12 protein-coding genes and 1 pseudogene are annotated in these 19,549 nt (G+C 68.7%); 5 read left to right on the top strand and 8 right to left on the bottom strand.

The window, feature by feature from the left end; genetic code table 11:
• The first annotated feature begins 221 nt into the window (after positions 1–221).
• Positions 222–2,060 (top strand): HWE histidine kinase domain-containing protein, encoded by a 1,839-nt coding sequence (locus AC1RRV_RS07775; protein WP_492859021.1) that lies wholly within the window; start codon positions 222–224, stop codon positions 2,058–2,060.
• Between the two features lie 41 nt (positions 2,061–2,101).
• Here AC1RRV_RS07775 and AC1RRV_RS07770 read toward each other — a convergent pair whose 3' ends face one another.
• Positions 2,102–3,313: a CaiB/BaiF CoA transferase family protein gene (locus AC1RRV_RS07770; protein ID WP_492859019.1), complete on the bottom strand. Its 1,212-nt coding sequence runs from the start codon at positions 3,311–3,313 to the stop codon at positions 2,102–2,104.
• A 124-nt stretch (positions 3,314–3,437) separates the two neighbouring features.
• On the opposite strand from AC1RRV_RS07770, the gene AC1RRV_RS07765 reads away from it, so the two are divergent.
• Positions 3,438–4,073 carry a DUF4142 domain-containing protein gene (locus AC1RRV_RS07765; RefSeq protein WP_492859018.1) on the top strand — a complete coding sequence of 212 codons (636 nt, stop codon included), beginning with the start codon at positions 3,438–3,440 and terminating at the stop codon, positions 4,071–4,073.
• Between the two features lie 8 nt (positions 4,074–4,081).
• On the opposite strand, the gene AC1RRV_RS07760 is transcribed toward AC1RRV_RS07765, so the two are convergent.
• From AC1RRV_RS07760 to AC1RRV_RS07750, 3 genes are read right to left on the bottom strand one after another with little or no spacing between them, the layout of a single operon-like run.
• Entirely contained in the window at positions 4,082–4,510 is a 429-nt protein-coding gene (locus AC1RRV_RS07760) for a PaaI family thioesterase (protein WP_492859017.1), read from the bottom strand.
• Positions 4,507–8,097 carry an ABC transporter permease/M1 family aminopeptidase gene (locus AC1RRV_RS07755; protein WP_492859016.1) on the bottom strand — a complete coding sequence of 1,197 codons (3,591 nt, stop codon included), beginning with the start codon at positions 8,095–8,097 and terminating at the stop codon, positions 4,507–4,509. Before AC1RRV_RS07755 ends, AC1RRV_RS07760 begins: the two co-directional genes overlap by 4 nt.
• A 14-nt stretch (positions 8,098–8,111) precedes the next feature.
• On the bottom strand, positions 8,112–8,990 hold the full coding sequence (locus AC1RRV_RS07750; RefSeq protein ID WP_492859015.1) for an ABC transporter ATP-binding protein: 879 nt from the start codon (positions 8,988–8,990) through the stop codon (positions 8,112–8,114).
• Positions 8,991–9,203: 213 nt separating this feature from the next.
• Here AC1RRV_RS07750 and AC1RRV_RS07745 point away from each other — a divergent pair, with 213 nt between their 5' ends.
• The 3 genes from AC1RRV_RS07745 to AC1RRV_RS07735 are packed head-to-tail and all read left to right on the top strand — an operon-like array spanning position 9,204 to position 11,157.
• Positions 9,204–9,884 carry a fumarylacetoacetate hydrolase family protein gene (locus AC1RRV_RS07745; protein WP_492859014.1) on the top strand — a complete coding sequence of 227 codons (681 nt, stop codon included), beginning with the start codon at positions 9,204–9,206 and terminating at the stop codon, positions 9,882–9,884.
• Between the two features lie 10 nt (positions 9,885–9,894).
• Positions 9,895–10,527: a maleylacetoacetate isomerase gene (gene maiA, locus AC1RRV_RS07740; protein WP_492859013.1), complete on the top strand. Its 633-nt coding sequence runs from the start codon at positions 9,895–9,897 to the stop codon at positions 10,525–10,527.
• Positions 10,528–11,157 carry a carbonic anhydrase gene (locus tag AC1RRV_RS07735; protein ID WP_492859012.1) on the top strand — a complete coding sequence of 210 codons (630 nt, stop codon included), beginning with the start codon at positions 10,528–10,530 and terminating at the stop codon, positions 11,155–11,157.
• An 11-nt stretch (positions 11,158–11,168) separates the two neighbouring features.
• Here the strand turns inward: AC1RRV_RS07735 and AC1RRV_RS07730 are convergent.
• The 4 genes and pseudogenes from AC1RRV_RS07730 to AC1RRV_RS07715 form a co-directional block, all read right to left on the bottom strand.
• Positions 11,169–11,278 (bottom strand): annotated as a pseudogene (locus tag AC1RRV_RS07730) (hypothetical protein); the annotation flags it as partial.
• Positions 11,279–11,303: 25 nt separating this feature from the next.
• Entirely contained in the window at positions 11,304–13,475 is a 2,172-nt protein-coding gene (pbpC, locus tag AC1RRV_RS07725) for a penicillin-binding protein 1C (RefSeq protein ID WP_492859011.1), read from the bottom strand.
• A 26-nt stretch (positions 13,476–13,501) separates the two neighbouring features.
• Complete coding sequence (locus AC1RRV_RS07720; protein WP_492859010.1) at positions 13,502–18,556, bottom strand: alpha-2-macroglobulin family protein; 5,055 nt, start codon at positions 18,554–18,556, stop codon at positions 13,502–13,504.
• Between the two features lie 106 nt (positions 18,557–18,662).
• Entirely contained in the window at positions 18,663–19,493 is an 831-nt protein-coding gene (locus AC1RRV_RS07715) for a carbonic anhydrase (protein WP_492859009.1), read from the bottom strand.
• Positions 19,494–19,549: the final 56 nt, after the last annotated feature.

Raw genomic sequence — 19,549 nt, 5'->3', positions numbered from 1 at the left:
TCTCTCCTGTTCGCGACGCGACCGACCGGGCGCTAATCTGCGCCCCGTCAACGCCGAGCTTGGCGTTGCGGTTCCAGTTTAGCGCAAGGGTTGAAGCTTCACCACTGACGAATCCCCCGTAGGGGTTTCGAGGCGGGGTTTCCGGGAGGGGTCTTCAGGCGATGATCTGCCCCCGTCCAAAGGCGCTCGCGCCAAACGTGAAGCGGGGCTAAGGTCGAATCATGGAGGACGCCCCCATCGTCAATGACGACCGCCAGGAAGCCGCCCGTCTCGGCGCCTTGCGCGCCCTCGCCGTGCTGGACGGCGCCGTCAACGAGCCCCGCTTTCTGCGCCTGGCGCGCCTGGCGGCCCGGCTGTTCGACGCGCCGAAAGCCGCCGTGGCCCTGGTCGACGAGACCCGGATCTGGCGCAAGGCCTATGTCGGCTATCCCAGTCCCCAAGGCCCGCGTGAGGGCGACCTAGCGGCCCAGGTCGTGGCCGCGAACGGGCCCGTTGGCCTGGCTGTCCCAATCCGCGATGCGCAAGGCCACGTGCTGGGCGCCTTGGTGGTCGAAGGCCCCGGCGCTGGTGGTCCGGCCTCGGACGAAGATCGTCAGGCGCTGGAGGACCTGGCCGATCTCGCCGCCGAGGCGCTGACGGCCAAGCCCGAGGGCGGACGGTCGCTGGAAAGCGAGCGCCTGGACCTCGCCATCGCCGCCGCGAGCCTGGGCGAGTTCGAGTGGGACATCGCCAAGGACATCATCAAGATCAGCCCACGCTTGGCCAAGATCTCCAATGTCGACGCCGGCGAGATCCCCGCCGGGAACGGCCTGGTCCTCTACGACTACCTGCATCCGGACGACAAGGAATGGGTGCAGGAGTCGATCACCAAGCAGCTGAAGGAAACCGGCCGCTACGATGTCGAGTATCGCCGGCCTCCGAGCCCCGAAGGCCGCGAGACCTGGAACCACGGCTCGGGCGTCGTGCTGTTGGGACCCGACGGCCAGCCGACCCGCTTGATCGGCGTCGTCCAGGACATCACCGAGCGCCGCGCCGAGGAGGAGCAGCGCGAGAACCTGGTCACAGAGCTGGACCACCGCATCAAAAACCTGCTGGCCGTCGTCCAGTCGGTGGCGGCCCAGTCGGCGCGCAAGTCGGCCTCGCTGGACGTGTTCCTGAAGACGTTCGCCGCCCGGCTGAAGTCGATGAGCTCGGCCCACGACCTGCTCACCGCCGCCCGCTGGCGCGGCGCGACACTGGCGCGGATCGCCGCCGCTGAACTGGGCGGCCTGGCGCCGACCCAAACCCGCTGGGACGGGCCGGAACTGTTCCTGACGCCGCGCGCCGCCTCCGCCCTGTCGCTGGCGCTGCACGAACTGGCGGTCAACGCCATGCGCTATGGCTCGCTGTCCACAGAGAACGGCAAGGTCGAGGTCGTCTGGCGGCGCACGCCCGAGGGCGGCTTCGCCCTGGAATGGCTCGAAACCGGCGGACCGCCGGCCACCGCTCCCACCAACAAGGGGTTCGGCTCCACCCTGATCGAGGACGTCGCGGGCCGCGAGCTGGGGGGCTCGGCCAGGATCAACTACAAGCAAAGCGGCGTCACGGCCATGATCCAGGGCGGGGCCGAGGCCTTGGCCGACGCGCCGCCGATGGAGCCGGTCAGCGCCGCGCCTGAGCGCATCGTCGAGACCGTGGTCGCCTCCGACGAGACCGTCAGGCCCGGCGCGATCGCCGGCCTGAAGGTGCTGATCGTCGAGGATTCCCTGCTGCTGGCTCTGGAGCTGGAAGCGGGCCTTGAGGACGCCGGGGTCGAGGTGGTCGGTTGCGCCGCCGAACTCAGCGAAGCCCTGGCCATGGTCGAGCTGGATTTCGACGTCGCGGTGCTGGACGCCGACCTCAACGGCCAGTCGGTCGCGCCGGTGGCCGAAATCCTGCGCAGCATCGGCCGCCCGTTCGTGTTCGCCACCGGCTATGCCGACAAGGCCGCGCCGATGGGCTTCGACGCGCCGATCGTGCGCAAGCCCTACAACGTCCACCAGATCGCCCGGGCCGTGGCTGGGGTGACGGGGCGATTATAGGGGATCTAGCCCTCCCTCCGCCCCGCTAGGAGGAGGATTGATCAGCCCACGATCCCTTTCGACCGCAGCCCCTCGAGCGCCTCGGCGCTCATCCCGGCCACCTCGGTCAGCACCGCCTGGGTATGCTCGCCCAAGGTCGGTCCGGTCCACCGCACACCGCCGGGCGTTTCGGTCAGCTTCGGGAAGGCGTTCTGCATCTTGATCTCGCCGAACACCGGGTGCGGCGTCGTCACGATCGACTCTCGCGCCACGAACTGCAGATCCTCCAGCATGTCCGGCGCGCGATAGATCCGGCCCGTCGCCAGGCCCGCCGCTTCCAGTTTAGGCAGCAGGTCGTCGATGTCCTGGTCGGCCGTCCAGGCGGCGATGCGGGCGTCGAGTTCGCCCTGGTGGGCGCCCCGGGCCGCGTGGTCGCGATAGCGAGGATCCTCGGCCAGGTCCGGCCGGCCCATCAGGTCGCACAGGCGCTTGAACAGGGTGTCCTGGTTGGCGCCGATCAGCACGAGCTCGCCTGACTTGGTCGGATAGACGTTCGACGGCGCGATGCCGGGCAGCACCGCCCCCGAGCGCTCGCGCACATAGCCGGTCAGGTCGTATTCGGTGATCAGGTTCTCCATCACCGTCAGCACGCTTTCATAGATGGCGACATCGACCACCTGACCCTTGCCGGTGCGCTGGCGCGCATGCAGGGCCATCATCACCCCGAGGGCGGCGTTCAGCCCCGACAGGCTGTCGCCGATCGAGATGCCCGCCCGGGCCGGATTGCGATCGGGCTCGCCGGTGATGTGGCGCAGGCCGCCCATGGCCTCGCCGACCAGGGCGTAGCCGGCGCGCTTGGCGTAGGGACCGGTCTGGCCGAAGCCGGACACCCGCGCCATGACCAGGCCCGGATTGGCCTTGGCCAGGTCTTCATAGCCCATGCCCCACTTTTCCAGGGTCCCGGGGCGGAAGTTCTCGACCACCACATCGGCCTTGGCGATCAGGGCGCGGGCGATGTCGCGACCCTCCTCGGTGCGCAGGTCGATGGTGACGGATTTCTTGTTGCGGCCGATCACCGGCCACCATGGCGACAGCCCTTGTGGCTTGGAGCGGCCCCATTGGCGCATCGGGTCGCCGACCTTGGGATCCTCGAGCTTGATCACCTCGGCGCCGAAGTCGCCCAGCACCTGACCGCAGAAGGGCCCGGCGATCAGCGAGCCCATCTCGATCACCCGCAGCCCGCTCAGCGGGCCGTCTGGACGGTCCTGGCTCATCGCACTCTCCCCGATCTCTCGCGGAACCGTTCACGGCCCCGTGATGTTTTGTTGATCACACGGCGCTGCGCGGCGCCGGACCTTCACAAACCTCTAAGAAAAACGCGCAGGGAAAGACAGAGCCATGACCCGTCACATTCTGATTGTCGGCGCCGCCGTCGCCGCCCTTAGCCTTGCCGCCTGCGGCCAGAAGGCCGACGAAACCAAGGGCGCCGCCACCCCGGCCGAACAGGCCGCGACCCCGGACGCCAATCCCGCCGCCACGGTCCCGACCCCGGCTGACGAAACCAAGGCCGACGTCTTCGCCGCCAAGGCCGCCGACAGCGATCTGTTCGAGATCGAGGCCGCCAAGCTCGCGGCCACGCGCTCGACCAACCCGTCGGTGAAGAAGTTCGCCGCCGCGATGGAAAAGGCTCACAAGGCCACCAGCGAGGAACTGAAGACCGCGATCGCCGCCTCCGGCGCCGCGATCACCCTGCCGACCGCCCTGTCGAAGGACGCCCAGGACGACCTGGACGACCTGAACAAGGCCGAGGCCAAGGACTTCGACAAGAAGTACGCCGACAGCCAGGTCGACGCCCACCAGGCGGCGCTGAACCTGCTGCAGCGCTACGCCCAGGATGGTGACACCGCCGCCATCAAGGCCTTCGCCGCCGCCACGGCCCCGAAGGTCCAGGAGCACCTCAACATGGCCGAGGGCCTGAAGAAGGGCTTCGACACCGGCGAGGACGTCGCCAAGGCCAAGGAGAAGGCCCACTAAATCCTGAACTACGGAATGGCGTAAGCGACCGTCGCCTTGGCGGCGGCCCGCTCGCGCCCTTCCGTCCACATCAGGACGTCGACCGTCGCGATGCGGCGGCCGAGCTTGAGCAGGGTTCCCTCGGCATAGACATCGCCGGGCTTGCAGCCCCTCAGGAAGTGAATGTTGAGCGAGGTGGTCACCGCCATGGCCACCTCGCCGATATGCGCCAGCACAGCCGTATAGGCCGCGGCGTCGGCCAGGCTCATCAGGGTAGGCCCCGAGATCACCCCGCCCGGCCGCAGCTGCCGGCTGGCGTAGGGCAGTTTCAAGAGAACGCGCCCCTCGCCCACTTCCAGCACCGTGGCCATGTGCTCGGGATCCGTTTCCGGAAAGGCCCGACACAGGAAGGCGTTCAGCGCTCCTGCATCCATCTGGATGGCCGCGCCCTCGCTCACCCGCCGACCTTGGTCGTGTTGTCGTCGCCGTTGCGGTCGATCACCGTGTTGTAGGGGTCGATGCCCGCGAACTTCGGCGCCTTGGCCACCGTGAAGGTGAGGGTCTGCACGCCCGAGCGGATCGGCCGGCGCTCGTATAGCACCACGTCCTTGGCCCCGAAGCCCTTCTTTCCTGGCTCGGCGGTGAAGAGACCAATCTCCATGCTCTCGTTGAGCGCGGCGTTGGTCTCCTTGCCCTTGCCGTCGGCGTACTTCTTCTGGGCGTCGACCGTGACCGTGACGTCGAACCTGCCATCGGCACGCTTCTTCACCGAGGCGCTTTTGGTCTTCAGGTCGTAGAGCGTGATCTTCTCGAACAGGTCGGTGATCAGGGTCTGCTTGTCGGCCGGCGCCTCGGCGCGCAGGGCGCTGAGGAAGTCGGTGGTCATCGGATAGGGCGCGCCCTTGAAGGCGTGGTCGGCGATCAGCTTGCGCAGAGCGCGATTGACGACCTCCTCGCCCAGTTCGCTCTGCAGCCGGTACATGACCAGCGAGCCCTTGCGGTAATAGACGTAGGGCTGGTTCTCGACCTTGTAGAGCGGCTGCTCGTCGATGACGTCGCCGCCCCGCGCGCGCAGATAGCTGTCCAGCTCGAACTTCAGGAACTTGCGGATCTGGTCCTCGCCATAGGTGTGCTTCATCACCATCAGGGCCGAGTACTGGGCGAAGGTCTCCGACAGCATGGCGCCGCCCTGCTGGTCGGCCCCAATCACCTGGTGAGCCCACCACTGGTGGCCGATCTCGTGGGCGCCGACATACGTGACCATGTCGATCTTGGTCGGGTCGCGGTAGTCGGAGATGAAGAACATCCCCTCCGACCACGGGATCGTATTGGCGAACGACTGGGCGAACTGGGCGTAGTCCGGGAACTCCTGGAAGCGCAGCTGGCGGAACTGATAGGGGCTGAAATTGGCGCCCATATAGTCCAGCGAGCGCTTCATCGAGGTCTTCATCCGCTCGATGTTCCAGGTGTGCTGGGCGTCGTAGTAGACCGCCAACTCGACGCCCTTGTAGGTCTCGCGGGCCACCTGGTAGCGCGCCGACTGGATCGAGACGAACGGCATGATCGGCGCCTCGGTGACGAAGCGGGCGATCCGGCGGCCGCCCTTGACCGTGTCCGAGACCTTGTAGCCCGGCGCGATCGGGGTCTGGTCGGCCTCGGTCGTCACCGTGATGTCGGAACTGACGAAGTCGGCGTCCTTGCGCAGGCCGTTGAACTGCCGCGAGGCGACGTCGCCCAGCTTGGCCATCCGCCGCTCGGCCGGCAGACCGTACTTGCGGCGCTTGGCGCGGTCGGTCAGCAGGCCGTCGCGCGACATGCCCAGGATCGGGGCGATCTCCATGTTGTTGACGAAGGACCCGTTGTCCACGACCCGGCTTTCCTGGCCGCTGTTGGGGAAGCCGCGCTGGGCTCGCAGGGTGATGAAGCTCATCTTGCGCTGCTCGCCCGGCGCCATCGGCGTGTCGAAGGCGAAGATGCGGTAGTTGAACTTCTCGTAGGTCTTCTTGGGCCGCGCCCCCTCGATCGACAGCCCCTTGACGGTCAGGTCCCGGTCGAAACGGACGTGGATCTCCTTCAGCGCCTGGCCGCTGCGGTTCTCGATCAGGTACGAACCCTTGGTCTCGATGCTGGGGGCGTGCGGCTTGAGGTCGACGTCCAGGGTCATGGCGACGATCTTGGGCTGGAGCGTGTTCTCGAAGGGCAGCAGGGTCTTCTCGTAGTCGGCCTGCCACTTCTCGTTATCGATCCGGGTGCGGTATTCGTTCCAATGGTTGGTGTTCAGGAAGATGAACCCGCCCAGGACCACGAACAGGACCAGCGAGACGCCCATCAGCCCGCCCGCCTTGCCGCGCAGGCGCAGCGGCAACCGGCGCAAGCGCGGCAACAGACGGGTCTCGGTCCCGCGCCGCCACAGGCCATAGGCCAGCACCAGCAGGATCAGGGCGAAGGCGGTCCAGTAGGCGCGCAGCCACCAGGCGCCGATCCAGAACTTGCCCAGGCCGTTCATGTCCGAGAACGGCGTGTCGGTGACCGCGCCGTAGTTGTAGAGCTTGTGCTCGAAACCGAGGTTCACGAAGGTCAGCGTGGTGACGATGTAGATCACCATCAGGCCCCAACCGATGAACTTGTGCGGGCTGATCGACTGCAGGAACACGGCCAGCACCGCCAGCAGAATGAAGTCCACCGATTGCGGCACCACGTACCAGATCAGGTACTTGTCGAGCTCGAAGTTGAAGTAGCCGTGGAACACCTGACTGAGGATGGCGGCGAGCACGCTGACCAGCAGGGTCGAGACCAGGACGAGGCTGATCGCCAGGGTCTTGGGGGCCACGAACGCCCAGTCAGGCACGGGTGTGGCGTCGATGATCTCGTGGGTCTTCCTCTCGCGCTCACGCCAGACCAGCTCGCCCGAATAGTAGATGGCGATGATCATCGGGATCAGGCCGAACGAGCCCAGCAGCGGCTGCAGCAGCATGCGGGTCACCGGATAGACGACGCCGCCATAGCGGCCCGCCTCGGTGGCGAACCACAGCGCGCCCATGGCGTTGGCCAGACCCAGGAACAGCAACACGAAATAGGCCGGGCTCTTGAACACCTGGCCCATGTCCAGGCGCGTGCGCACCACCAGCTGGGCCCAGGCTGTCTTGCGATCGAACACCGGCTGCGGCATGCCGCCGGTGAGCGGCGTCGGGACGGCCGCCTCCTCGGCGATCACCTTCTTGCTCTTCTTGGTCTTGCGGCCAGACAGCTCGGCCGACTGGAAGCGGAAGAGGCTGTAGGCCAGGGCCAGGAAACCGGCCGACAAAACGAGGACGAAGATCCGGTTGAACAACAGGGCGCCGGCCAGCGGCGGAACCAGGCTGTTGCGCTCGCTGGCCGTCCAGTACTTGGTCACCAGGCCATAGGCGGCGGTCCCCAGCGGCTCCCAATAGGCGGCGATCTTCTCGTATTCGGGTCGGTCCAGCGCGATGCCGGCGATGATCCACAGCACCATGAAGGCGATCACGCCGACATAGGTCCACATCATCGACCGGGTGACCGTGGCCAAGGCGAAGAACAGCGACGAGGTCAGCAGGATCGAGGGCAGGGCGAGCGCGAAATAGGCGAACAGATAGGCGTGAAGGTCATTGGCCCCGAGGCGCTCGGGATCGATCCACGGCATCAGCGAGCCGATCCAGATCGCCAGCGGCACGACCAGGAACGAGATCGCCGCCGCCAGGAACGCCCCTGCGAAACGGCCGTAGAGATAGTCGAACTTCTTGACCCGGGTGGACCGCAGGATCGGCCCGAAGCCAGTCTCGTCGTCGCGCACCACCACATTGGCCACGAAGGCCGTGGTCACGAACATGTAGAAGATCGACAGGATCAGGTGGGTCTGGGCGATCGCGAACGGGGCGTTCTTGTGGATGTTGCCGCCGCCGCCGATGCGGATCTGGTCGATCGTCGCCGCCCCGAAGGTCAGCAGGAAGAAGATGGTCGCCACCACCCAGAAGACGGGCGACTTCAGCTGGTAGCGGAGCTCGAAGCCCGCGATCTTGCCAAACATCGGCTCGCTCCCCGTCAGGCCGCGCGCCGGGTGGTCGAGAGGGTGGAGAAATAGACATCCTCCAGCCCGCCCTCGACCGGCGTGAAGCCGTCGCCGGGATTGTCGTCCGACAGGATGTGGATGACGGTGCGGCCGCCCAGCAGGCGGGTGGAGATGACCTTGTACTGGGCCTTGGCGGCCTCGAGTTCGGGCTTGTCGATCAGCTTCTTCCAGATCCGGCCCTGCAGCTGGCTGACGAGGTCCGCCGGGGCTCCCTCGCGCACGATGCGGCCGTCGCAGATGATGGCCATGGTCGGGCAGAGGTCCGAGACATCCTCGACGATGTGGGTCGAGAGGATCACCACCACGTTCTCGCCGATCTCGGCCAGCAGGTTCAGGAAGCGGTTGCGCTCTTCGGGGTCGAGGCCCGCCGTGGGCTCGTCGACGATGATCAGTCGCGGGTCGCCGATCAGGGCCTGGGCGATGCCGAAGCGCTGGCGCATGCCGCCCGAGAAGCCGGCGATGGCCTTCTTGCGCACGCTCCACAGATTGACCTGGTTCAGCAGGTTCTCGACCGTCTCCTTGCGCTCCTTGGCGCCGGAAACGCCCTTCAGCACCGCCATGTGATCGAGCATGTCGTAGGCCGAAACGCGCGGATAGACGCCGAAGTCCTGCGGCAGATAGCCGAGCGTGCGGCGCAGCTGTTCGGGGTTCTTCAGGACGTCGATATCACCGAAGCGGATGTGGCCCGATGTGGGTGCCTGCAACGTCGCGATCGTCCGCATCAGGGTCGACTTGCCAGCGCCGTTCGGCCCCAGCAGGCCGTACATGCCGCGTGGAATCGTCAGGCTGACCTCGTCGAGGGCGCGGACGCCGTTGCCGTAGACGTGAGTCAGATTTTCGATGATCAGCATGTGCGTCCTAAAGCCCCCGATAAGCCGCCCAATAATTCCCCGCCTGCGACATGACTCGACGGCGCGGACCCGGGCAAGTGAAAGAACGTTTAGGCGCGGCGTTCAACCGAAGGATTTCTGAACGACGACCACTTTGGGGCCAGGCGCCGGCCAAGCCCGCTCCTTGCGCGACGAGGGTTTTGGCGGACGGCGTTTGGCGCTACAGGAGGCCCCATGACGACCTACGCCTTTGCCCCGCACGCCCTGCCGACGGTCCCGGTGGAGGGCTCCGATGCGGCCTTCCCGGTGCGTCGCATTCTCTGTGTCGGCCGCAACTACGCCGCCCACGCCCGCGAAATGGGCGCGGACACCCGCGATCCGCCGTTCTTCTTCAGCAAGCCCGCCGACGCCGTCGCGCCGCTGAAGGGCCAGATCGCCTATCCGCCGGCGACCAGCGACCTGCATCACGAGATCGAGCTGGTCGTGGCGTTGAAGAGCGGCGGCGCCAATCTCTCGCCCGACCAGGCCCTGGAAGCGGTGTTCGGCTATGCGGTCGGCGTAGACCTGACCCGTCGCGACCTGCAGGGCGCGGCCAAGGCCAAGGGCCAGCCGTGGGAAGCCGGCAAGGCCTTCGACGAAAGCGCCCCGATCACCGCCATCCGGGTGATGGACGCGCCCGCGCCCGAAGCCGCCGTCACGCTCTCGGTCAACGGAACCGAGCGCCAGCGCGGCCAGGTCGGCGACATGATCTGGAACGTGGGCGAGGTCATCGCCAAGGCCAGCGAACTCTGGACCCTGGCCGCGGGCGACCTGATCTTCACCGGAACCCCCGAAGGCGTCGCGGCCATCGTTCGTGGCGACAAGATCGTGGGCGAGGTCGAGGGCGTCGGGCGTCTTGAGTTCACCCTCGTCTAGGAGCGCGCCGATGAAGCTCGTCCTGCACAGCGCCAAGCGCGCCAGCGCGCCCTATCGGGTGCGGATCGGCCTGAACCTGAAGGGCCTGGCCTATGAGCTGCGCCCGGTGGATCTGGTGGCCAATGCCCATCAGGAAGCCGGCTATCGCGCCCTCAACGCCCAGGCCCTGGTGCCCACACTGGAGGTCGACGGCCGTCCGCTAACCCAGAGCTTGGCCATCCTGGAATGGCTGGACGAGGTTTCGCACGAGCCCGCCCTGCTGCCGGCCACGGCCTATGAGCGCGCCATCGTGCGCGGCATGGCCGAGATCATCGCCTGCGACATCCACCCGCTGAACAACCTGCGGATCCTGCGCCAGCTGACCGCCCTGGAGATCGGCGAGACCGATCGCAACGCCTGGGTCGCCCGCTGGATCAGCGACGGTTTCCGGGCCCTGGAGCCGATGGTCGCCAAGCACTCGGGCGGCTTCGCCTATGGCGACGCGCCGGGCCTGGTCGATTGCCTGCTGGTGCCGCAGGTGTTCAACGCCGGCCGCTTCAACGTCGACCTCTCCCCTTTCCCGGCGATCCAGGCCGCCGCCACGCGCGCGGCCAAGCACCCGGCCATCGCCGCCGCCCACCCCGACCACCATCCGGAGCGCTAGATGCTTGAGGACCTGAAAGCCAACAACGCCGCCTGGTCGAAGGGTAAGACCCAGGTCGATCCGGACTTCTTCAAGCGCCTGGAGGGCCAGCAGAGCCCCGAATATCTCTGGATCGGCTGCAGCGACAGCCGCGTGCCGGCCAACGAAATCGTCGGCCTGGATCCGGGCGAGCTGTTCGTCCACCGCAACGTCGCCAACCTGGCTCCGCCCCAGGACGCCAACTACCTGTCCGTGCTGCAGTTCGCGGTCGACGTGCTGAAGGTCAAGCACATCATGGTCGTGGGCCACTACGGCTGCGGCGGCGTGGCGGCGGCGATCGACGGCCAGCGCCGGGGCCTTGTCGACCACTGGCTGCATCCGATCCGCGAGGTCCATGCCGAGCACAAGCACGAGCTGGAAGCGATCCCCGAAAAGCGCGCCATGCTCGACCGCCTGACTGAACTGAACGTCGCCCGCCAAGTGCGCAACGTCGCCGCCGACGTCTTCGTCCAGGACGCCTGGGCGCGCGGCCAGTCCCTGGCCGTCCACGGCTGGGTCTATTCGTTGGCCAATGGCCTGGTGAACGACCTCAACATCGGCATCGCCAATGTCGAGGACTACCAGCGGCTGGTAGCCCAGCCGGGCTGCTGAAGCGCGAAGCGTCAAAATCGCTCGTCATCCCGGACGGCCGTAGGCCGATCCGGGACCCAGGGGCCAAGCCCTGTGCGGTCGCCCCTGGGTCCCGGCTCTCCGCTTCGCTGCGGCCGGGATGACGAGGTGGATGGCTTTTCGGCCCCCTACTCTCCCTTGATCCGCACCTTGGCCGTCGCCCTGCGTCCCCGCGCGTCTACGACCGACAGCTTGTAGAAGCCGGGCGCGGCCGGCTTCCAGATCGCGCGACCGCTGACCGGATCGGGGTCCAGCGGCGCGCCCTCGACGTACCAGGTCAGCCCCTCGCCCTCGGCCGCGAGCACCAGACCGCGCGCCTTGGAGCCCAGGGCGTCGACACGCACCGACGCGCCGTCCGGCGGAAAGATCAAACGCGGGCCGGCGTCGGCCGCCCGCAAGGTCTGGAGCCCGAGCGGCGCGCTCTTTGGCGCGATCGGGCGGGGGGCCGAGCTTGGGGTCCCGATGGCGTCGGCGACATCGAACAACAGCGGCAGGGCCGCATCCCGTCCGGTCAGTCCGCCCCGCGCGCCGCCGTCGGCCCGTCCCGTCCAGACCAGGATCGCATAGCCGCCGACCACACCGGCCGCCACCGCATCGCGGAATCCGTACGAGGTGCCGGTCTTGAAGGCCATAGACGGTCCGCCCCGGGTCAAGGCCGAAGGCGCGCGACCGCGCGGGGCTGGGGCCTCTCGCAGGATGTCCAGCACCTGCCGCGCCGCCTCGGGCCGGACGAGCCGCGCGCCGCCGGACCGCTCGCGGGCCTTGGCGTCCGCCTCGGTCCAGGCCAGGGGCTTGGCGATGCCGCCATCGCCCAGCGCCGCGTACAGCATGACGAGGTCGCGCCAGGTGATCCCCTCGCCGCCGAGGGCCAGGGCCAGGCCCGCCTCCTTCAGCTGGGCCTTGGGTCGGGCCAGGTGCGCCCCAGCCGCCTCGATCCGGCCCGCGAAGGCCTCGGGGCCCAGCTTCTCCAGGGTGGCGACGGCGGGAACGTTCAGCGAGTGGGCCAGGGCCTCGCGGACCGTGACCTTGTCGTGGAACACGCGGTCGAAGTTCTCGGGCTGGTAGTCGGCGAAACGCGTGGCGTTGTCGGCCAGCTGGGTGTCGGCGGCGACCAGGCCGTCGTCCATGGCCATGGCGTAGATGAAAGGCTTCAGGGCCGAGCCCGGCGAGCGCAGGGCGCGGGTCATGTCGACCCAGCCTCCGGCCCGGTCGCGACCGGCCGAGCCGACGGCGGCGCGGACGGCGCGGTTCCTGATCTCGACGACCAGGATGGCGGCGGTGGCGTCCGGCCCTTGCGCACCGGCCACGGCGGCGGCCATCGGCTCGAGGCGGGATTGCAGGTCGGCGTCGAGGGTCGAGACCACGCTGGCCTGCCCGGCGGGCGCGTTGCGGGCCAACGCTCCGGCCGCGTGCCAGGCCAGGGCCGGGAACGGCGTGCGGCGGGGCAAGGGATCGTTCCCCGCCTCATAGGCGGCGGCCTCGGTGATCGCGCCGGCGCGGACCAGCTTGGCCAGCACCGCCTGTCGCGCCACCCTGGCGGCCTCCGGCCGACGGTCCGGACGACGGGCCTCCGGCGACTGCGGCAGGGCGATCAGCATCGCCTGCTCGCCGTCGGTCAGGCTGGATGGCTCGTGACCGAAATAGCTGAGGCTGGCCGCCCGCGCGCCTTCGAGATTGCCGCCGTAGGGGGCCAGGGTCAGGTACAGCGCCAGGATCTCGCGCTTGGAGAGCCGACTTTCCAGCTGCGTGGCGCGGACCATCTCGATCAGCTTCGAGCCGAGATTGCGCGGACGCGGCTCCAGCAGGCGCGCGGTCTGCATGGTCAGGGTCGAGGCGCCCGAGGTCACCCGGCCATGGGCCACCGCCGAGCCGACGGCGCGCGCCAGGGACAATGGGTCGACGCCCAGGTGGAGGAAGAAGCGGGCGTCCTCCACCTTGATCAGGCGCTTCTGAAATGTGGGATCGGTTCGGGCGAGATCCGCGCGAATCCGCCAGCGGCCGTCCTCGACCGGCAGGGCGCGCAGCCAGGTCCCACGCCGGTCCAGGGTGACCGGGGAGGAGTGCTTGGCCCGGGTCATGTCCGGCGGGAACGCGGCGCTGAGGGTGAAGAGGGCGACCTGCACGCCCAAGGCGCCGATGAGGACCTTGGTCAGGCGGGGGACGCGTCGGACTTCATCCCCCCACAATCTAAACCGTGTCATCCCGGCCGCAGCGAAGCGGAGAGCCGGGACCCAGGGGCCACCGCACGGGGCTTGGCCCCTGGGTCCCGGATCGACCCTGCGGGTCGTCCGGGATGACACGGCATTTCAGGTCGCACTCAAGTCCCCTACTGCCCCGGCGCGATCGTCGCGCGCGAAGCTTCCGAGCGGCCGACCACCGCCGGACGGTACATGTCCTTGGCCACGGCGCCGGGCAGGAAGAAGCTCCCCGGCGTCACCGCCCGCGCCACATAGGCCAGGGCGAAGGACTTGTTGCCCTCCAGATCGAGCGCCGCGATGAAGCGGTCGTCGCGGCTTTCCTGGACATCGGCGGCGGTCAGTTCGCCGAGGAACTTGTACGGGCCGTTCTGGGCGTCGTCGGCGCCGAGCGTCGTCTCGATCTCAAAGCCGGCCGGCAGGGCGTCGTCGACCACGAGCGCGGTCGAGCGGGCCTGCAGGTTGCTGCCCGAGACCAGCACGATGATGCGGTCGCCCTGGCGGATCGTCGCCGGATCAATCGCCCCGCCGCCCATCGACAGCAGCCGCTTGGACACCGACAGACCGCTGGCCGAGGCGCCCGGGGCCGAGGTCGGGGTGCCGCGCACACTGACCGTCCGCCACAGGGCGCCCTTGCCCGTGTTGACGAAGCGGGCGTCGGCCAGCTTGCCCACCGCCCAGCGCGGCGCGCCGCCGGCCGGCGGCAGGGCCCCCGCGCCCTTGGCGTCGATCGAGATCGGACCCGAGGCCTGGATCAGGGCGTTGGCCGCGTGCAGCAGCGCCGCCTGCTCCTGGGTGTTCAGGCTGTCGGGATCCTTGCTGACGTTCTCCAACCGGCCCTGCATCTGACGGGCGACGTCCATCATGCCGGACTCGGCGGCCAGGGCCGTCAGGACGGCGGTGTCGCGCAGCGGCGACTGGTACCAGTCCTGCTCGTCCTTGTAGCCGAGCGAACCGACCGCCTGGCGCATGGCCGAGCGAGCGCGGGCGTTGTCGCCCATGCGAGCCAGGCCCGCGGCGACATAGGCTTTCGCGATCGGCTGGGCTTCGTCCTTCATTTGGACGTCGTGCCACCAGCGCAGGCGGGCCAGGTCTCCCTTGCCGGCCTTGGCCATCACATAGAGGGCGTAGGCCGAGGCGCGGCGGCGCATGCGCTCCGTCGCCTTCTTGGAAGCGTCCTCGTTCGACGCCCACCAGCCCGGATATTCCATGCGATAGGCGACCGAGGCCCAGCCTTCTGGCCGGCTGACCTGGCGCATGGCCGAGACGGCCTTGTCGATCGCCGCGTCCGGCACGGCGACGCCTTGGGCGCGAGCTTCCAGCAGGAAGTCGACGACATAGGCGCCCAGCCACGGGTCGGCCTCGCCGTCGCCGACGCGCCAGAGACCGAAGGCGCCGTCCAGGGTCTGGCGGTCCAGCAGCTTGCCGACCGCGCCCGCGAGAGCCGCGGGGGTTCGCTTCAGCTTCGGGTCGTTCGAGAAGGTCTGGGCGTAAAGCAGCGGATAGGCCGTCGAGACCAGTTGCTCGGTGCAGCCGTACGGATAGCGCTGCAGCGCCACCGCGATCGCCGAGGGGTCGAAGCCCCGGATCGGCGAATAGCTGACCTGCATGGTCACATCACCCGCGGCCAGGCCAGACAGCAGGGCGTAGGACGGCGTGAAGGCCTCGCCGGGGCGCTGAACCTCGGTGGTGGTGCGCACGATGTCGCCCCAGCCCAGGCGCGTCTGGATCGGATAGTCCTTCTGGGTCGTAAAGCCGGGGCCGGCGACCTTGAAGCCGATCCTGCCGATGCCGGTGACGTCGGGCGCCAGGAAGGGGATCTTCTCGGCGATGCGCTGGCCCAGGATCAGCTGGAACACCTTCCTGAAAGCCACCTTCAGCCCGCCCGTCGAGAAGGCCTCGGCGGTATAGGCGCCCGGCTTGCCCTCGACATTGTGCAGCTCCAGCGTGGCGTAGGCCTGGTCGCCCGGGGCCAGGAAGCGCGGCAGGTTGAGGTCCGCCACCACGGGCTGGCGCACGGTCAGCGGCTTGGAGGCCGAGCCGACGGCGGTGTCGGTCCAGGCCACGGCCTGGATGCGCAGTTCGCCGTTGAAGTCGGCGGCCGGCAGCTTGATCACCGCCTTGCCGTCGAAGCCGGTCTCGACGACGCCGGACCACAGGGCCACCGTCTTGATCGGGGTGACCGTCAGGCCCTCGCCGCCGACCTCGTCGCCGCCGAAGTTCACGTTGGCCGGCGCGCCCAGGTTCGGGTCGAGCAGGCGACCGTAGTCGTCACGGTAGTTCAGGGTCAGGGCCCGCTTGCCGAAGTACCACTTCACCGGGTCGGGGCTCTCCTGGTGGGTCAGGCGCAGTATGCCCTCGTCCACCGCCGCGATGGTGACCTTGGCGCGCTGGCCCAGTCCCATGCCCGAGACCTTCACCGGGATCTCAACCGGAGCCTTGGAGTCGATCTTGACCGGCGTACCCAGCTCCACGGTCAGCTTGCGGCCCTTGGGGTCGAGCGGAACGTAGACGAGACCCAGGGCTCGACGGGGCTTGGGCGAGGCGACCGGGTCGCGCGGCTGGACGACGCTGACCATGATATAGGCCCCGCCACCCCAGGCGGCCGAGGTCTTCAGGCGCACGGTCGTCCCGTTCTCGCCGACCGTGACCGTCTTCAGGTCGATCAGCCGGTCGGTGGCGACGGCCACCTGGGCCTCGCCCGCATACGGCGGCTTTAGAGTGATCTCGACCGTGTCGCCTTGGGCATAGGTCTTGGTCCCGGCGCTGACACGGACCACGTCCGGCGCCTCGCCTTCCTTGGCGGGCGAGCCCCAGCCCGCCGAGAAGCGGGTGACCGTGCGTGCGCCGTCGGCGCCCTCGACCTCAAGGCGATAGTCGCCCCAGCCCAAGCGGCGGGTCAGCTTGGCGGGTGCGCCGGCGCCGATATTGACCTGGGCCTTGGCCACGATCGCGTCGCGGCTGCTGCGCCGCCACTGCCAGCGGCCGTTTTGCTGGAACCAGTCATAGTCCCAGCGCTCGGCCACAAGGGTGTAGGTCGCCGTCGAGCCGATCCGCTTGCCGACCGAATTGACGGCGATGATGTCGAGGCCGACGGGCGGATCGCCCTTGCCGGCCTCGCCCTGGTCGACCTTTACGCCGTAATAGACGGACTTCGTCCGGACCTTCAGGTCGACGCTCTCGCGGACCGGACGGCCGCCGGGTTCGAAGACCGAGGCGGTGACCGCCGCCACCAGCGGCTGGTTGGTGTCGCCGGCGTCGGTAGAGGCGACCGCCAGGGTCGCGCGGCCGTCGCCGTCGGTGACGGTCGTACCGAGGTCGAGATATTTCTCGTCGAACGGCTTCCCCTGATCGCCCCACTCGAAGCCCTTGTAGTCAGGGAACGGGTTGGGATCGGTCCGCAGACGGGCCTCGCCCTGGGTCTGAAGGCCCGCGCCCGGCGCGCCGTAGAGGAAGCGGGCCGAGACATCGACCTTGCGGGTCTCGCCCGCGCCCAGCGGCATGGCCTCCTGGCCGGTGGCGGTGACGGCCAGGCGCTGCGGCGCGAAGTCCTCGACCGAGAACGACAGGCTGCCGGTCTCTTCCTCGATGCCCTCGATGTGAAGTTCGGCGGTCCAGCGGCCGCGCGGGGCCGAGCGGGGCAAGGCGATGTCGGCCAGAACCGCGCCGGCATTGGCCTGGCTGAACGGATAGCGGCGGAACTCGACGCCCGAGGGCCGCTTGACCAGGATCTCGCCCTTGCGGTCGGTGACGGCCTTGGCCATGCGGTCGCGGACCATGGCCGTCAGGTGGACGGTTTCGCCCGGCCGATAGATACCCCGGTCGGCATAGAGGTAGCCGTCAATGTCGGCCGCCACGCTGCGCCCGTCGACGCCGCCCTCGGTGCGACCACCAACGCCTTGCTTGGAGAGGTCGACCGGCGAGCGGTCGAGATCGAGCACCGCCAGGTCGCCTTGCGGGCCATAGGCCATGACCATCTTGGCGCGCTCGGCGCCCTGGCCCTTCAGCAGCGGACGCAGGAAGCGGACGCGGCCGTCGGCGTCGCTCTTGGTCTCGGCCAGGGGCTGGCCGTCGGCTGCGACGAGCGAGACGTTCACGCCCGACAGGGTCTTTGCGCTCTTCAGCGAGCGAACCACGACGTCCAGGCTTTCGGAGCCGTCATAGGCCAGCATGGCCATGTCGGTGAACACGATCCAGCGGCGGGCCTGGGCGGGATTGTTGTCGCCGCCCTCGTCGTCTTCACCGGTCGAGCGACCGCCCGAGGCGTCACGCGCCTTGATCACGAAGGCGCCGGCCTTCATGTCCTTCAGCACCGCGCCCAGCGGGAAGACGGTGGTGGCCTTCTGGCCGGTCGCGCCGCCGGTGACCTGCACCGTGCCCTTCCAGACCTTGCGGCCGTCGTCGCCCACGGCGTCTTCGCCATACTCGCCGGCCCAGTCGCCCTCGCTGGTTGGGTCCGGCGCGCTGATCGACTTGCGGACCAGGTTGCGGTCCGGCACGCGCCAGACCTCGATGGCCAGGGTCTGGACGTTGATCGTCTCGATGCCGACGCCATCCGACTCCTCGCGCGGCAGGATCACGCCGTCGCCAGCGAAGCCGACATACGGGGGCTTCTCGCCAAAGGTGAAGTCGACGTCGGCATTGGCCGCCAGGGTCTCATTCCCCTTGGCGGGCAGGCCCTTGAGCAGGGTGATGCGATGGTCGGTGAAGCCGATGCCGCCCAGGCACAGCTCGTCGCCCTTGACGCGGACGGACGGCTGGCGGCTGAGATCCGGCGAGACCAGCACGAAGTCGGCATAGGACTTGGACGGATCCAGCGCCTTGCTCATGCGGATGCAGGCCAGCGGATCGGGGCCAGAGCTGTCGACGCGCGTCTGCCAGACCGCGAAGCCGTCCGGCTTAGGGATGCCGCGACGCGGAGCGCCCGCGGCGCGAGGCTTGCCGAACAGCGACCAGGCCTCGCCCTTGACGGACTCCGCCCCCGCCGGCTTGCCGCCGCCGAAGAACCAGCCGCCCTTGCCGGCCGCGAAGCCGCCGCCGAACCCGACGACCAGCGAAGCGGCTACCGCCAGAGCGACGGGGCCTTTCAGCGCCTGAGGCCAGCGCGCGGTCGCCTGATTCCAGCGGTCGCCCAGGGAGGGTCGGGGGGCGCGGGCGCCTTCCGGCGGCGTCTCGTCCGTCGACATCCGTGTGATCCCCTGATTTGCGCTAGTCCAAGCGGACTTGAACCTAAGCGCGAGCAGGGGTCAACGGCGGTCGGATGACAGTGTTAGGTCTCAGTCGTCGCCGGGATCAGGCGTCGAACGCGACGACGCCGGTGGCCAGGTCGTAGGTGGCCGAGACGATCTTCAGGCGGCCTTCGCCCAGCTTCTCCGCCAGCACCCCGTCGGACACCTTGAGCCGGCTGGCGATGTTGCGGACGTTCTGACGGATCGCGGCGTCCTGCAGGTCGGCGGGATGCTTCTCGTCGGCTTCCAGCACCGCCGGGATGATCGGCAGCACCATCTCGTGCAGCGAGCCATGCAGGTCGGCGTGCTTCTTGGCGACGTCCACGGCCGCGCCGACGGCGCCGCACTTGGTGTGGCCCATCACGACGATCAGCGGCGCGCCCAGATGCTCGACGGCGTAGACGATCGAGCCCAGGCCCTCGCGGCTGACGGTCGAGCCCGCCACGCGGATCACGAACAGTTCGCCCAGATTGCAGTCGAAGATCAGTTCCGGCGCGGTGCGGCTGTCGGCGCAGCCGATGACCACCGCGAACGGCTTCTGGCCCTTCGACAGCTCGTTGATCCGCGTCAGGGTCGGCAGGATCAGGTTGGCCCCGCCCCGCGCGAAGATGGCGTTGCCGTGCTTGAGGCGACCGAGAGCCTCGTCCGGAGAGACCTCCTGCGGCGGCGCCGCATGCTCGGCCGGTGCGTGGGCCGGATCGGCCTCCAGCGGCTTGACGCTGGCCATGGCCTTGTCCAGAGCGGCCTTGTCGCCGGCCTGATGCTTGAGGGCGCTGCTGGTGCGGCGGCCCTTCTTGCTCAGAACGCTGGGCGCATGGCCGTCGCCCTCGGCGAAGGCCAGGGCCGGCGCGGCAAGACCCGCAAGGGCCCCCAGAAGGATCCGTCTCGAAACCATTTCGTCCCCCGACGCGGTATGAATGTCGGGCGCGACCCTAGAGGGCCAACGGCTCA

It is taken from the genome of Caulobacter sp. GW821-FHT11E10 (assembly GCF_058808375.1).
This window is presented reverse-complemented; position numbering and strand designations above follow the sequence as displayed.